Here is a 14,488-nt window from a genome sequence, read left to right as displayed (position 1 = left end):
ACCTCAGGCCCCGACGTACGCGGCGAGGTGCTCGCCGGTCAGCGTCGAGCGGGCGGCCACCAGCGCGGCCGGGGTGCCCTCGAACACGACCCGGCCGCCGTCGTGCCCGGCCCCCGGGCCGAGGTCCACGATCCAGTCGGCGTGCGCCATCACGGCCTGGTGGTGCTCGATGACGATGACGGACCGGCCCGCGTCGACCAGCCGGTCGAGCAGGCCCAGGAGGTTCGCCACGTCGGCCAGGTGGAGCCCGGTGGTGGGCTCGTCGAGCACGTAGATCTCCCCCTTCTCGGCCATCTGGGTTGCCAGCTTGAGCCGCTGCCGCTCGCCGCCGGACAGGGTCGTGAGCGGCTGGCCGAGCCGGACGTAGCCCAGGCCGACGTCGGCCAGCCGCATCAGGACGCCGTGCGCCGCCGGGGTCCGCGCCCGGCCCGCACCGAGGAACTCGGCCGCCTCGGTCACCGACATCGCCAGCACCTCGGCGATGTTGCGGCCGCCGAGGGTGTGCTCGAGCACCGAGGCCTGGAAGCGGCGACCTTCGCACTCCTCGCAGGTGGACTCGACGGTGGCCATGATGCCGAGCTCGGTGACGATGACGCCGGCCCCGTTGCACGCGGGGCAGGCCCCCTCGGAGTTCGAGCTGAACAGCGCCGGCTTGACCCCGTTGGCCTTGGCGAACGCCTTGCGGATCGGCTCGAGCAGCCCGGTGTAGGTGGCGGGGTTGCTGCGCCGCGAACCCTTGATGGCGCTCTGGTCGACCACGACGACCCCCTCGCGCCGCGCCACGGAGCCGTGCACCAGCGACGACTTGCCCGACCCGGCCACACCCGTGACCACGCACAGGACCCCCAGCGGGAGGTCGACGTCGACCGAGCGGAGGTTGTGCGTCGACGCCCCGCGGACCTCGAGGGTGCCGGTGGGGCGCCGCACCGTCTCCTTGAGCCGCGCGCGGTCGTCGAGGTGGCGCCCCGTGACGGTGTCGCTGGCCCGCAGCCCCTCGACGGTGCCCTGGTAGCAGACGGTGCCGCCGTCGGACCCCGCGCCGGGACCGAGGTCGACCACGTGGTCGGCGATGGCGATGGTCTCGGGCTTGTGCTCGACGACCAGCACGGTGTTGCCCTTGTCACGCAGCTGGAGCAGGAGCCGGTTCATCCGCTCGATGTCGTGCGGATGCAGCCCGATGGTCGGCTCGTCGAAGACGTAGGTGACGTCCGTCAGCGAGGACCCGAGGTGGCGGATCATCTTGGTGCGCTGCGCCTCCCCGCCCGAGAGCGTGCCGGCCGGGCGGTCGAGCGAGAGGTAGCCGAGGCCGATCTCGGTGAACGAGTCGAGCAGGTGCCGCAGGCCGGCCAGCAGCGGTGCCACCGACGGCTCGTCGAGCTCGCGCACCCAGGCGGCGAGGTCGGTGATCTGCAGCGCGCACAGGTCGGCGATGCTCCGCCCCCGGATGGTCGACGAGCGTGCCTCGGCCGACAGCCGCGTGCCGCCGCAGTCGGGGCACGCGGTGAACGTGACCGCCCGCTCGACGAACCGGCGGACGTGCGGCTGCATCGCCTCGAGGTCCTTGGAGAGCATCGACCTCTGCATCCGCGGCACGACGCCCTCGTAGGTGAGGTTGACGCCGTCGACGCGGATCTTCTCGGCGGCCCCGTACAGCAGCTTGTCGAGCTGGCGCGCGGTGAAGTCGGCCACCGGCACGTCCATCGGCAGCCCGGCCCCGCCGAAGATGCGCCCGTACCAGCCGTCCATGCTGTAGCCCGGCACCAGCAGGGCGCCCTCGGCCAGCGAGCGCGACCCGTCGTAGACCGCGGTGAGGTCGATGTCGTTGACGGCGCCCATGCCCTCGCACCGCGGGCACATCCCACCCTGGTAGACCGCGCCCCGGACGACGGTCCTCTCCTCGCGCCCGCCCTTGTCGGTCTTCATCACCCCGCTGGCGACCCGCGTGGGTACGTTGAACGCGAACGCGGTGGGCGGGCCGATGTGCGGTTCGCCGAGACGGCTGAACAGGATGCGCAGCATCGCGTTGGCGTCGGTGGCGGTGCCCACCGTGGAGCGCGGGTTGGCCCCCATGCGCTCCTGGTCCACGATGATCGCCGTCGTGAGCCCCTCGAGCCGGTCGACGTCGGGCCGGGCCAGGCTCGGCATGAAGCCCTGGAGGAAGGCGCTGTAGGTCTCGTTGATCATCCGCTGCGACTCGGCGGCCAGCGTGGCGAACACCAGCGAGCTCTTGCCGGACCCCGACACGCCGGTGAAGACCGTGAGCCGGCGCTTGGGCAGGTCGAGGTCGATGTCGCGCAGCGTGTTCTCACGAGCGCCGCGCACCCGGATGAGGTCGTGGGCGTCGGCGGGGTGGACGGTCGGCGGGCGGTGCGTGGTCACGGTGGCGGCACCCTCTCGGTCGGTGTCGCCAGACTAGGAGGTGGCACCGACGGCCGTCAGTCCGCGCAGGTCAGGCGCACCCCGTCGGCCACCCGGTACGGCGTGGTGTCGACGAGTGCCCCCACCACGCGGCGCAGCCGGCTCACCTCGGCCCGCACGGTGACCCGGTGCTCGTCGTCGCCGAACAGCGCCCGGCTGAGCGCGGCCGCCGACAGCCCCTCGGGTCCGGCGCCGGCCAGCAAACGCAGCAGCGCGGCGTGCCGTGGGGTCAGGGAGGCGCGCCAGCCGGGCCCGTCGGCCGCCGACACCTCGAGCACCGCCTCGCGCCCGACCGTGGACAGCCGGGCGGTCAGCTCACCCGCCGCGGCGCCCGGTCGCACCAGCCAGCCGGAGCCCAGCCGCTCGGGGACGCAGAGCCCCATCCCCGGCACGGTCAGGGCCCGGTCGGCCCGTGGCGCCGCGATGCGGTCGCGCACCAGCACCCCGCTGTAGTGCGCGACCCAGCCGTCGTCGTCGACCAGCAGCACCGGCCCGGTGGTGGTGGCCAGCACGTGCTCGGCCGAGCGCCGCAGCCGGTGCAACGCCTGCTCGTGGTGGCGCCAGAGCCGGGCCTCGGCGAGCCGGGTGGCGGTCTCGACCAGGGCGATGAGGGCCGGATGCAGCGTCAGCGCCGGGCCGCTGACGTCGACCACGCCCAGCAGCGCGCCGGTGCGCGGGTCGTGGATGGGGGAGGCGGTGCAGTACCAGGGGTGCTGCCCCTCCTCGAAGTGCTCGGCCGAGAACAGCTGCACCGGAGCCTGTTCCGCGAGCGCGGTGCCGATGGCGTTGGTGCCCACGTGGTCCTCGGTCCAGGTGGCGCCCTCGGAGAAGCCCAGGGTGTCGGCGGTGCGCAGGACCCCCGCCGACCCCTCGCGCCACAGGATGACGCCGTCGGCGTCGGTGACCACCACGATGAAGCGTGAGGCGTCGGCCACCGACGTCAGCACGGTGCGCAGCTCGTCGACGACCAGGGCCAGCGGCGAGTGGCGACGGCGGCGCTCGACCTCGGCCCAGGGCAGCGGGTCGCGGGCGTTCGCGTGGGTGGGGTCCAGCCCGAACCCGAGGACCCGGCTCCACGAGCGCGAGACGAGGGGGCGGACCGGTACCTGGGGCGCGGCACCCCCCATCACGGCGTCGTGCACCCGGCGCAGGGCACGGGCGTGCTGACCGAGGTCGGTGCCCGGCACCACGGCACTGCCCGCGAACGGCGTCATCCTCGACTCCTCCCGTCCCGGATGGTGGCCGCGGGACGACTGGGGTCAGGCTAGCCCCCGGGTCCGCGCGCCGCTCGGGCTGCAACCGGCTGCAACCCTTCCCCGCCGACCCCCGCGCGGGGTGTCCTGACGGGGTGCCCGGGTCGACGAGGACCCGGCGGGCCGGAAGGAGCAGCATGACCGACACCCTGGAGCGCTCGCAGACCGAGGAGGGCACGGCCGCGTCGCGCGCCGACGCCTGGCTGGCCGGGTTCGAGGACGCCCTGACCGCGGGCGACGTCGACCGCGCCGGCGGGATGTTCGCCGCCACCAGCTTCTGGCGCGACCTGGTCTCGTTCACCTGGAACCTCACGACCGTCGAGGACCCCGAGGGCGTGCGCGACCTCTTGACCGCGACCCTCGAGCGGACCGCGCCGTCGGCCTTCGCCACCAGTGAGCCCGCCACCGAGGACGGTGGGGTGGTGACCGCCTGGTTCACCTTCGAGACGGCCGTCGGCCGCGGGACCGGGCTGCTGCGCCTCGTCCAGGAGGACGGGCAGGACCGCGCCTGGACGCTGCTCACCACCCTCGACGAGCTGAAGGGCCACGAGGAGCCCCGCCGCACCCGCCGGCCCCCGGGCGCCGAGCACGGCGCCACGAAGTCACGCACGACCTGGAAGGAGCAGCGCCAGGCCGAGGCCGAGTCGCTGGGCTCCACGACCCAGCCGTACGTGCTCGTCATCGGGGGCGGGCAGGGCGGCATCGCCCTCGGCGCGCGGTTGCGCCAGCTCGGCGTGCCGAGCCTGGTCATCGACAAGCACCTTCGCCCCGGCGACCAGTGGCGAGGCCGCTACAAGTCCCTCTGCCTGCACGACCCCGTCTGGTACGACCACCTGCCGTACCTGAAGTTCCCCGACAACTGGCCGGTGTTCGCGCCCAAGGACAAGATCGGCGACTGGCTCGAGTCGTACGTCAAGGTCATGGAGGTGCCGTACTGGTCCGACACCGTGGCCACCTCCGCGACGTGGTCGGAGGAGGCGGGGGAGTGGACCGTCGAGGTCGAGCGCGAGGGGCGGCCGCTGACCCTGCGCCCGACCCAGCTGGTCTTCGCCACCGGGATGTCGGGCAAGGCGCGGATGCCCGAGGTCGAGGGCATCGACATCTTCCGCGGCGACGTGCACCACTCGTCGCGCCACCCCGGGCCGGACGCGTACCGCGGCAGGAAGGCGGTGGTCATCGGCAGCAACAACAGCGCCTTCGACATCTGTGGAGCCCTATGGGAGAACGACGTCGACGTGACGATGGTGCAGCGCAGCTCGACCCACATCGTGCGCTCGGGCAGCCTGATGGAGTACGGCCTCGGCGACCTCTACTCCGAGCGGGCGCTCGACGCGGGGGTGACGACCGAGAAGGCCGACCTCATCTTCGCGTCGCTGCCGTACCGGATCCTGCACGAGTTCCAGATCCCCGCCTACGAGAAGATGGCCGAGGTCGACAAGGACTTCTACGACCGGCTCGAGCGGGCCGGGTTCTGGCACGACTGGGGCTCCGACGGCTCGGGGCTGTTCATGAAGTACCTGCGCCGCGGCTCGGGCTACTACATCGATGTCGGTGCCGCCGACCTCGTGGCCAACGGCGACGTGAAGCTCGCCCACGGCCAGGTGGTGCGCCTCACCGAGGACGCGGTGGTGCTCGACGACGGCACCGAGCTGCCGGCCGACCTGGTCGTCTTCGCCACCGGCTACAACTCGATGAACGGCTGGGTCGCCGACCTGGTCGACCAGGAGACCGCCGACCGGCTCGGCAAGGTGTGGGGTCTGGGCTCCGACACCCCGAAGGACCCCGGCCCGTGGGAGGGCGAGCAGCGCAACATGTGGAAGCCGACGCAGGTCGAGAACCTGTGGATGCACGGCGGCAACCTGCACCAGTCGCGGCACTACTCGCTCTACCTGGCGCTCCAGCTCAAGGCGCGCTACGAGGGTCTCGAGACCCCGGTCCACCGCCTCCAGGAGGTGCACCACACCGGCTGAGGGGTCGGGACGGCGCCGCGGCGCCTCTGCCACCCGGGCGCCTCCGCCCGCCGCCCGGGTGGCATCGTGGCCGGTGGGTCGCCGGACGGCGACCCACCGGTCGACGACGAGGAGAGCGACGTGCGGGTCGCGGTGCTGGGCACGGGGATCATGGGCAGCGGGATGGCGCGGTCGCTGGTACGCGCCGGCCACGAGGTCACGGCGTGGAACCGCACGCCCGAGCGGGCCGCCCCGCTGGCGGGCGACGGCATCCGCGTCGCGGAGTCGGTGGCCGCCGCGGTCGGCGACGCCGACGTCGTGGTGACCATGCTGTTCGACGCCGACGCGACGCTCGAGGTGGGGCGCGACGCGCTGGCCGCCGCCCCCGACGCCGTGTGGCTGCAGTGCGGCACCGTGGGGGTCGACGGCACCCGCCGGGTGGCCGAGGCCGGGGGCGACCGGGTCCTGGACGCCCCCGTGCTGGGGACCCGCGCCCCCGCCGAGCAGGGCGCCCTCGTGGTCCTCCTGTCCGGCCCGCCGGCCCTTCGCGAGCGGGTCGCCCCGGTCCTGGCCGCCATCGGGTCGCGCACCGTGGTCGCCGGCGACGAGGTCGGCGCCGCCAGTGCGCTCAAGCTCGCCTGCAACGCCTGGGTCGCCCTGCTCACGGCCGGCACGGCCCAGTCGCTCGCGCTCGCGGGGGCGCTCGGGGTCGACCCGCGGCTCTTCCTGGAGGCCATCGACGGCGGCCCTGTCTTCGCCCCCTACGCGAAGGTCAAGGGCGGGGCCATGCTCGAGCAGGACTGGGCCCCCTCCTTCACCGTCGACGGTGTCGTCAAGGACGTCGGGCTGATGGTCGAGGCCGCCGGCCCGGCCGGGGTGCCCACCGTCCTGCTGGATGCCGTGCGCTCCCTCTTCGCCGAGGCGTCGGAGGCCGGGCACGGCGGCGACGACATGGCCGCGGTGCGCTCCGTCTTCCCGGCCTAGACTCGGCGCATGCGTGGGCGGCTGGGGTTGCGGAGCCGCATCCTCGCGCTGACCCTGCCCATCGTCGTCCTGGTCAGCGCTGCCCTGGCCGGCATCGTCTACGTCGCCCTCGGACAGGTCCTCGAGGCCTCGGCGCGGGACGTCGCCCGGGCCGAGGCGGCCGAGCTCCAGGCCGACCTCGGCGTGCACGGGGTCGACGACCTGCTGACCGCCCACGCCTCCGACGACCCCAACCGCATCGTCCAGATCGTCGACCCCGTGACCGGGGCGGTGGTGGCCACGCGCGGAGCCCCGGCCCGGCGCGCCCTGGTGTCGCCGCGGGTCGACCCGGGCGCCATCCGCATCTCGACGGTCCGCTCCGTGCCGGGCCAGCCCGACGGCTCCTGGGTGGTCGCGGCGGCCGACGGGGTGTCGACCGACACCCGCCACTACACCGTGATGGTGGGGGTCCCGACCCGCGTCGAGGCCACCGCGCTGGGGCAGTCGACCGAGTTCGCGGCCATCGGCGCGGTCGGGCTGGTCGCGCTGCTGGCGGCCGTCACCACCTTCGCGGCCGGCCAGGCCCTGCGGCCGGTCGAGAAGATGCGCGACCAGGTCGAGGCCATCGCCGCCACCGGGACCGCCGGCGGGACGCTGTCGATCCCCGCGGGGCGCGACGAGCTGACCCGGCTGGCCGAGACCATGAACAACCTGCTCGACCGGATGAAGCGCGCCGACACCTCGCGCCGGGCCTTCGTCGCGGATGCCGGCCACGAGCTGCGCAGCCCGCTCGCGACCATCCGGGTGCTGCTCGACCGCCTCGCCGAGGACCGGTCCGAGCCCGAGCGCCGCTCGGTGTCGGCGCGGGCCTCGGCCGAGGTCGACCGGCTGGCGCTGCTCGTCGACGACCTGCTCACCCTGGCGTCGGCCGACGAGCACGCCATGGTGCTGCGCCGGACCGAGGTCGACCTCGACGACGTCGTGCTGGCCGAGGCCGGGGCGCTGCGGGCCCGCGGCATGCCCATCCGGGTCTCGGTCGAGCCGGTGCGCGTCGACGGCGACCAGGCGCGACTGGGGCGGGTGCTGCGCAACCTGCTCGAGAACGCCGAGCGGCACCGCGACACCCTGGTGCGGGTCGAGCTGTCGCGCGAGGGCGGGCACGCGCTCGTCACCGTCGACAACGACGGCCCGCCCATCGCCCCCGAGGACCGCGACCGCGTGTTCGGGCGCTTCGTCCGGCTCGACGACTCCCGCACCCGCGGGACCGGCGGCACGGGCCTCGGCCTGGCGATCGTCGCCGAGGTCGTCGCCGCCCACGACGGCCGGGTGGAGGCGACCGAGAGCCCCGAGGGCTGGTGCCGCTTCGCCGTCAGACTGCCGGCGAAGCCGGGACCGGGTTGAGCCGGTAGCCCATCCCCCGCACCGTCTCGATGACGCGGGTGTCGAAGGGGGTGTCGATCTTGCGCCGCAGGTAACCGATGTAGACCTCGACGACGTTGTCGGCCCCGGGGTAGTCGGAGTCCCAGACGTTCTCGAGGATCTCGGCCTTGCTCTGCACCTGGCCGGCTCGGCGCATCAGGTGGTGCAGCAACGAGTACTCGCGGGCTGTGAGTTGGATCTCACGGCCCTCGCGGGTCACGCGGCGCGTCGTGGGGTCCAGGCTCAGGCCGCCGGCCGTGAGGGCCACCGGGCGCTCGGGGGCGCCGCGCCGGGCCAGGGCCTGGACGCGCGCCAGCAGCACGGGGGTGCTGAACGGCTTGGTGACGTAGTCGTCGGCTCCGAGCTCGAAGGCGTCGGTCTGGTCGTACTCGCCGTCCTTGGCCGTGAGCATGAGAACCGGTGTCCAGATGCGGTTCTCGCGCAGGTGCTTGAGCACGTCATAGCCGTTGAGCCCGGGGAGCATAATGTCGAGCACGATCACGTCGTACTGCGACGCCAGCCCCTTGCGCAGTCCCTCGCGTCCGTCGTCGGTGTGGTCGACGACCCAGTTGGCCTCGCGCAGCGCTTCGTCGAGCGCCGCGGCGAGCGGGCGCTCGTCCTCGACCAGCAGCAGCCTCATGACACTCCTGCACAGAACACGATCGACAATCCCCGATTCTGCGCCGGGCGGCGGCGCGGACCATGTACATTACTCGTGACGGGCCCGATCGCCGCGGCGATCGCCTGTCCCCGAGCCGGCGCTCGGGAGCTGCGAACCCCCTGCACGCAGCTCCCGGGCGCCTTTCGCGTTGTCGGGGGAGCGGGCTCTGCGGGCATCACGGGTTCCTGTCCTCGGCGGTCTTCCGGCACGGTGCCACCCGGGTGGGCCCGGGGCACGCGTCCGATCGTCCCCCCATTGTGACGGAACCCCGGCGGGTATCGGTCGAGACGACGGATTCCGTGGGTTCACGCCGCGCACGCCACGGATATGATGCCGCCATGATCGAGCAGCAGCGCATCCTGGCCACGTCGATCCCGGGCCCGCGCTCCCAGGAGCTGCAGGCCCGCAAGCAGGCGGCGGTCGCGTCGGGGGTCGGCACCGGGCTGCCGGTCTACGTCACCGAGGGCGCGGGGGGCATCATCCGCGACGTCGACGGCAACCAGCTCATCGACCTCGGCTCGGGCATCGCGGTCACCACGGTCGGCAACGGCAACCAGCGCGTCGTCGACGCCGTCACCGAGCAGATCGCGCGGTTCACCCACACCTGCTTCATGGTCACGCCCTACGAGCCCTACCTCGGGGTCTGCGAGAAGCTGAACGCCCTGACGCCCGGGAGCCACGAGAAGCGCTCGGCGCTGTTCAACTCGGGCGCCGAAGCCGTCGAGAACGCCGTCAAGATCGCCCGCCACGCCACCGGGCGCCAGGCCGTCGTGGTCTTCGAGCACGCCTACCACGGCCGTACCAACCTCACCATGGGCATGACGGCGAAGAACATGCCCTACAAGCACCGCTTCGGTCCGTTCGCCCCCGAGATCTACCGCGTGCCGATGGCCTACCCCTACCGCTGGCCCGGCGGCGCGCAGCGGTGCGCCGAGGAGGCGCTGGCCACCGTCACGTCGATGATCCACGCGCAGGTCGGCGAGGAGAACACCGCTGCCGTCGTCATCGAGCCGGTGCAGGGCGAGGGCGGGTTTATCGTCCCGCCCGAGGGCTTCCTGCCCGGCCTGGCCGACTGGTGCCGCGAGCACGGCATCCTGCTGGTCGCCGACGAGGTGCAGTCGGGCTTCTGCCGCACCGGCGACTGGTTCGCGTGCGACCACGAGGGCGTCGTCCCCGACCTGGTCACCACGGCCAAGGGGATCGCCGGCGGGATGCCGCTGGCCGCCGTCACCGGTCGCGCCGAGATCATGGATGCCGTGCACGGTGGCGGCCTCGGCGGTACCTACGGTGGCAACCCCGTGGCGTGCGCCGCCGCGCTGGCCTCGATCGAGTCCATGGAGGCCGACGACCTGGCCGGCCGGGCGCGCGACATCGGCAAGATCCTCGGCGAGCGGCTCGGCTCGCTGGCGGAGCGCTACGCCCAGATCGGCGACGTGCGCGGACGCGGCGCGATGATGGCCATGGAGCTCGTCACCGACCCCGCCACCAAGGAGCCGGCCGCCGCTCTCACGGCCGCCGTCAACGCCGGCTGTCACCAGCGGGGGGTCGTCACCCTCACCTGCGGCACCTACGGCAACGTCTTCCGCTTCCTGCCGCCGCTCTCGATCGGCGACGACCTGCTCCACGAGGCGATGGACGTCCTCGAGGAGTCGCTGGCCGACGCGGTCGGCTGACCGTGCCGCCGGCCCTTCCGGCCGCGTTCGACCTCACCGGGCGGACGGCGGTCGTCACCGGCGCGGGCTCACCATCGGGCATCGGGTTCGCCTGCGCGCGACTGCTGGCCGAGTGTGGCGCGGCCGTCGTCATCGGGGCCACGACCGACCGCGTCCACGAGCGCGCCGCCTCGTTGACCGGCTCCGGGCACCGGGCCGTCGGGGTGGTGGCCGACCTCACCACCGAGGCGGGGGCGGCGGCGACCGTCGAGGCCGCGCTCGCCCTCGGCGGCGGCGTCGACGTCCTGGTCAACAACGCCGGGATGGTGTCGGTGGCCGGCGGCGGCGACTACCTCGAGGGCGACCTCCTCGGCACGCCACCGGAACGCTGGGCCGCCTCGCTGGCCCGCAACCTCGACACCGCCTACCTGGTCACCCGGGCGGCGCTGCCGCACCTGCGGGCGAGCGGGTCCGGGCGGGTCGTGATGGTCTCGTCGACGGCCGGGCCCGTGATGGCCTTGCGGGCCGACGTCGCGTACACGACCGCGAAGGCCGCCCTCGTGGGCCTGGCCCGGGCGCTGGCCGTCGACGAGGCGGCGGCCGGGGTGACCGCCAACGCCGTCGCCCCCGGCTGGATCGCCACCGGGTCCCAGACGCCGTCCGAGGAGGCCGAGGGGCTGCTGGTCCCGGCGGGGCGCTCGGGCATCGCGGCCGAGGTGGCCGCGGCCGTCGCGTTCCTCGCGAGCCCGGGGGCCGCGTACGTCACGGGCCAGGTGCTGGTCGTCGACGGCGGCAACGGCGTGGCCGAGCAGCGCCTCCCGGTCGGCTCCTAGGGGCGCGGCCCCGTCGGCGCGAGGGTCCGTGGGCGAGCTCGGGCACCGCGCCTCGGAAGCGTGCGGCCCGTTCTCGGCGGCGCTCCTAGAATCGGGGGCGTGACCCGCCCCGTGCTCCGCCAGGTGCACAACATCGGCCGGCGCCGCGCCTGGGCCATCTGGGCCGTCGGCCTCTCCGTGTACGTGCTGGCCGTCTTCCACCGCACCTCGCTCGGGGTGGCCGGGCTGCTGGCGGCCGAGCGGTTCCACATCAGCGCCGCCCAGCTGTCGACCTTCACCGTGGTCCAGCTCGCGGTCTACGCCGCCATGCAGATCCCCGTGGGCGTGCTGCTCGACCGCTTCGGTTCCAAGCGCCTGATGCTCACCGGCCTGGTGCTGATGACCGCCGGGCAGTTCTGGTTCGCCGTCGCGGGCACCTTCGAGGTCGGGCTGGCCGCGCGGGTGCTGCTGGGCGCCGGCGACGCGATGGTCTTCACCTCGTTGCTGCGCCTCGTCGCCCTGTGGTTCCGGGTGAAGCAGGCCCCCTTCATCACCCAGCTGAGCGGGATGGTCGGCCAGCTCGGCGCGGTGGCGGCCGCCACCCCGCTGGCCGCCGCCCTCGCCGCGTTCGGATGGACCCGCTCGTACGCCACCGCGGCCGGCCTCGGGGTGGTCCTCGGCGTCGCCCTCGTCCTGGTCGTCAAGGACAGCCCGTACCGGGGCGAGGCGGTCGAGCGCATCAAGGTGCGGGCCCTGGCCCGCACCCTCGGCGAGGTCTGGGGCAACCCCGGCACCCGGCTCGGGCTCTGGGTGCACTTCACCTCGCAGTTCGGGGCCACCGTCTTCACGATGCTCTGGGGCTACCCGTTCCTGGTGAGCGAGGGGGTGTCGCCGCGCACGGCCTCGCTGGTCCTGGTCGCGATGACCCTCACGGCCATGGCGGCCGGCCCGGTGATCGCCACCTTCACCGCGCGGCTGCCGTACCGCCGCTCGCAGCTGGTGCTCGGCATCGTCGCGGTCATCGCCGTCACCTGGGCCGTCACGCTGCTCTGGCCCGGGCCGGCCCCGCTCTGGCTGCTGGTCGTCCTGGCCGTCGTCACCGCGGTCGGGGGCCCCGGGTCGATGGTGGGCTTCGACCTGGCCCGCACCTTCCACCCCCCGACCCACCTGGGGCGCGCGACCGGAGTGGTCAACGTCGGCGGGTTCACCGCCTCGCTGCTGTGCATCGCCCTCATCGGGGTGGTCCTGGACCGCCTCGCGCCGGGCGGCCCGTCCGAGTACACCCGCGACGACTTCCGCCTCGCGATGTCGGTGCAGTTCCTGTTCTGGGGCCTCGGGGTCGTGCAGCTGGTGCGCTACCGGCGCAAGGGGCTGAGCCACATCGAGTCCATCGACCCGGCGGCGCTGGACGCCCTGCGGGCCGGGGAGACCCTGCTGCCCGGCATCTCGACCGACCCGCCGCGCTGATCCGGAGCGGCACCCCGAGTTCACCGGGTCGCCGCGTGTCGCTCGCCGGGCGTCCCCCCACCCGTGCCTAGGCTTGCGGAGGACCGGGCCACGTATGAGATGGCCCGGTCCTGTCACGTCCGGGACGCGGCGGAAGGCGCCGCTCAGGAGCGGGGCGAGAACGCGCCGCTCGGCGTGGCGCAGTAAGCGAACGGGCCACCGCGCCCCGAGTGGTACGACATGACCCGCTGGCCGGCGCGCAGCAGGAGGATCTCGCCCTCGACGCGGGCCTGGGTGTAGGCCTGGCCCTTGACCGGGCATCCCAGCGAGCCGTCGTCCCAGGTGACCGTGCGGTAGCCCGCGACCAGGACCTCCGTGGGGACCACGCCGGCGCGGCCCCTGGCGTCGGCCAGGGCGGCCTGCACGCGCGGGTCCTCGTCGAGGTCCGCCGGGATGCCGTCCTCGGCCGGCGGCGGGATCGTGGGCTGCGACGTAGGCCCGGGCCCGCTGGGGGAGGGGAGGGTGGACGGCGTGCCCGCGGAGGGCGAGGGGGAGGCGGTGGCGATGCCCGAGGCGGCCGGGTCGGCGCAGCCGGCGAGGGCCGCGGCGAGGAGGCCGGTGGTGACGAGGACGGGGACGCGCATGGGGTTCCTTCGGTCGGGGTCGTCGGGGTGGGACGCCCCCGGGACGGCCGGGGTTCCGTCAGCGCAGGACGTGCCGCCCGATGACCATCCGCTGGATCTGGTTGGTGCCCTCGAAGATCTGGGTGATCTTGGCCTCGCGCAGGAAGCGCTCGGCGGGGAAGTCCTGGGTGTAGCCGGCCCCGCCGAGAGCCTGCACGGCGTCGGTGGTGACCTTCATGGCCGCGTCGGTGGCCACGAGCTTGGCGACCGCGGCCTCCTTGCTGAAGGGGCGGCCGGCGTCCTTGAGCCGGGCCGCGTGCAGGTAGGTGGCCCGGGCCGAGGTGACGGCGGCCTCCATGTCGGCGAGCAGGAACTGCAGGCCCTGGAACTCGCCGATGGCGCGGCCGAACTGGCGGCGCTCCTTGGCGTAGCCGGCGGCGAGGTCGAGCGCGGCCTGCGCCAGCCCGGTCGCGGCGGCGGCGATGCCGAGCCGGCCGGCGTCCAGCGCCGACAGCGCGATGGCCATCCCCTGGCCCTCGTCGCCGATGCGCCGGTCGGCGTCGACGCGCACGTCGTCGAACATCACCTCGCGCACGGTGTCGCAGTGCAGCCCCATCTTCTTCTCGGGGGCACCGAACGACAGGCCGTCGGCCTCGGCCGGCACGACGAGGCAGGAGAGGCCCTTGCCCCCGTCGTCGGAGGTGCGGGCGAAGGTCGTGTAGTAGTCGGCGTGGCCCGCGTGGCTGATCCAGGCCTTGCGGCCCCGGATGACGTACTGGTCGCCGTCGCGGGTGGCGCGCGTGGTCATCGACGCGATGTCGGAGCCGGCCAGGGGCTCGGAGAGGCAGTAGGCCCCGAGCTGGTCTCCCGAGAGCATCCCCGGCAGCAGCGCGGCCTGCTGCTCGGGCGTGCCGAAGGTGGCCACCGGGTAGGCGGTCAGGGCGTGCACCGAGACGCCCACGGCGATGCTCATCCAGGCGCTCGCGACCTCCTCGACGACCTGCAGGTACACCTCGTAGGGCTGGCCGTAGCCGCCGTGCTCCTCGGGCTGGGCGAGCGAGAGCAGCCCGGCCGCCCCGAGCGTGCGGAAGACCTCGGTGGGGAAGGACTCGTCGGTGGCCGCGGCCCGCTCGGCGTCGTCGACCTTCGGCCGCAGCTCCTTGGCGCAGATCTCGCGGGTCAGGTCGATGAGGTCCTGGCCCTCGTCGGTGGGCATGAGCCGGGTCGCTGGCATGGGCCGAGCGTACCGAGATGGTCGGACGTCCTAGTAGTCCGGGACGTTCGACCGGGCC

Annotated in this window: 11 protein-coding genes; 6 read left to right on the top strand and 5 right to left on the bottom strand. The window is 73.9% G+C overall.

Going from position 1 to position 14,488, the window contains the following annotated elements:
- Positions 1-3: 3 nt before the first annotated feature.
- Together ATL31_RS12105 and ATL31_RS12100 are read right to left on the bottom strand one after the other, a co-directional pair.
- Entirely contained in the window at positions 4-2,379 is a 2,376-nt protein-coding gene (locus ATL31_RS12105; RefSeq protein WP_101395991.1) for an ATP-binding cassette domain-containing protein, read from the bottom strand.
- Positions 2,380-2,435: 56 nt separating this feature from the next.
- On the bottom strand, positions 2,436-3,632 hold the full coding sequence (locus ATL31_RS12100) for a GAF domain-containing protein (RefSeq protein WP_101395990.1): 1,197 nt from the start codon (positions 3,630-3,632) through the stop codon (positions 2,436-2,438).
- 176 nt (positions 3,633-3,808) lie between these two features.
- Here ATL31_RS12100 and ATL31_RS12095 point away from each other — a divergent pair, with 176 nt between their 5' ends.
- The 3 genes from ATL31_RS12095 to ATL31_RS12085 all read left to right on the top strand — a co-directional run bounded on the left by ATL31_RS12095 (position 3,809) and on the right by ATL31_RS12085 (position 7,984).
- Positions 3,809-5,641 carry a flavin-containing monooxygenase gene (locus ATL31_RS12095; protein ID WP_101395989.1) on the top strand — a complete coding sequence of 611 codons (1,833 nt, stop codon included), beginning with the start codon at positions 3,809-3,811 and terminating at the stop codon, positions 5,639-5,641.
- Between the two features lie 66 nt (positions 5,642-5,707).
- The gene (locus ATL31_RS12090) at positions 5,708-6,604 is read left to right on the top strand and encodes an NAD(P)-dependent oxidoreductase (protein ID WP_245862372.1); all 897 of its coding nucleotides are present in this window, start codon (positions 5,708-5,710) and stop codon (positions 6,602-6,604) included.
- 9 nt (positions 6,605-6,613) lie between these two features.
- Positions 6,614-7,984 carry a sensor histidine kinase gene (locus ATL31_RS12085; RefSeq protein WP_101395988.1) on the top strand — a complete coding sequence of 457 codons (1,371 nt, stop codon included), beginning with the start codon at positions 6,614-6,616 and terminating at the stop codon, positions 7,982-7,984.
- Here the strand turns inward: ATL31_RS12085 and ATL31_RS12080 are convergent.
- Positions 7,953-8,642 carry a response regulator transcription factor gene (locus tag ATL31_RS12080; RefSeq protein WP_101395987.1) on the bottom strand — a complete coding sequence of 230 codons (690 nt, stop codon included), beginning with the start codon at positions 8,640-8,642 and terminating at the stop codon, positions 7,953-7,955. The genes ATL31_RS12085 and ATL31_RS12080 overlap by 32 nt on opposite strands.
- 359 nt (positions 8,643-9,001) lie before the next feature.
- Between ATL31_RS12080 and gabT the strand changes: the two genes are divergently transcribed.
- The 3 genes from gabT (at position 9,002) to ATL31_RS12065 (ending at position 12,594) form a co-directional block, all read left to right on the top strand.
- On the top strand, positions 9,002-10,336 hold the full coding sequence (gene gabT / locus ATL31_RS12075; protein WP_101395986.1) for a 4-aminobutyrate--2-oxoglutarate transaminase: 1,335 nt from the start codon (positions 9,002-9,004) through the stop codon (positions 10,334-10,336).
- Between the two features lie 2 nt (positions 10,337-10,338).
- Positions 10,339-11,148 carry an SDR family NAD(P)-dependent oxidoreductase gene (locus tag ATL31_RS12070; protein ID WP_101395985.1) on the top strand — a complete coding sequence of 270 codons (810 nt, stop codon included), beginning with the start codon at positions 10,339-10,341 and terminating at the stop codon, positions 11,146-11,148.
- Positions 11,149-11,247: 99 nt separating this feature from the next.
- Entirely contained in the window at positions 11,248-12,594 is a 1,347-nt protein-coding gene (locus ATL31_RS12065; protein WP_101395984.1) for an MFS transporter, read from the top strand.
- Positions 12,595-12,737: 143 nt separating this feature from the next.
- Here the strand turns inward: ATL31_RS12065 and ATL31_RS12060 are convergent, their stop codons facing one another.
- Together ATL31_RS12060 and ATL31_RS12055 are read right to left on the bottom strand one after the other, a co-directional pair.
- Positions 12,738-13,217, bottom strand: coding sequence for a hypothetical protein (locus ATL31_RS12060; RefSeq protein ID WP_101395983.1), 480 nt, complete (start codon positions 13,215-13,217; stop codon positions 12,738-12,740).
- Between the two features lie 58 nt (positions 13,218-13,275).
- Positions 13,276-14,430 (bottom strand): acyl-CoA dehydrogenase family protein, encoded by a 1,155-nt coding sequence (locus ATL31_RS12055; protein WP_101395982.1) that lies wholly within the window; start codon positions 14,428-14,430, stop codon positions 13,276-13,278.
- Between the last annotated feature and the right edge of the window lie 58 nt (positions 14,431-14,488).

The sequence above is a fragment of the Phycicoccus duodecadis genome, assembly GCF_002846495.1.
Taxonomy (GTDB): Bacteria; Actinomycetota; Actinomycetes; order Actinomycetales; family Dermatophilaceae; genus Phycicoccus; species Phycicoccus duodecadis.
The sequence above is the reverse complement of the archived record's forward strand: the minus strand, read 5'-3'. Positions and strand labels throughout refer to the sequence as shown.

Bases quoted from the DNA above. Each gene is read 5' to 3' on its own strand.
- ATL31_RS12100 (WP_101395990.1), bottom strand. From the start codon at position 3,632: ATGACGCCGTTCGCGGGCAGTGCCGTGGTGCCGGGCACCGACCTCGGT.
- ATL31_RS12095 (WP_101395989.1), top strand. From the start codon at position 3,809: ATGACCGACACCCTGGAGCGCTCGCAGACCGAGGAGGGCACGGCCGCG.
- ATL31_RS12085 (WP_101395988.1), top strand. From the start codon at position 6,614: ATGCGTGGGCGGCTGGGGTTGCGGAGCCGCATCCTCGCGCTGACCCTG.
- ATL31_RS12080 (WP_101395987.1), bottom strand. From the start codon at position 8,642: ATGAGGCTGCTGCTGGTCGAGGACGAGCGCCCGCTCGCCGCGGCGCTC.
- gabT (WP_101395986.1), top strand. From the start codon at position 9,002: ATGATCGAGCAGCAGCGCATCCTGGCCACGTCGATCCCGGGCCCGCGC.
- ATL31_RS12060 (WP_101395983.1), bottom strand. From the start codon at position 13,217: ATGCGCGTCCCCGTCCTCGTCACCACCGGCCTCCTCGCCGCGGCCCTC.
- ATL31_RS12055 (WP_101395982.1), bottom strand. From the start codon at position 14,430: ATGCCAGCGACCCGGCTCATGCCCACCGACGAGGGCCAGGACCTCATC.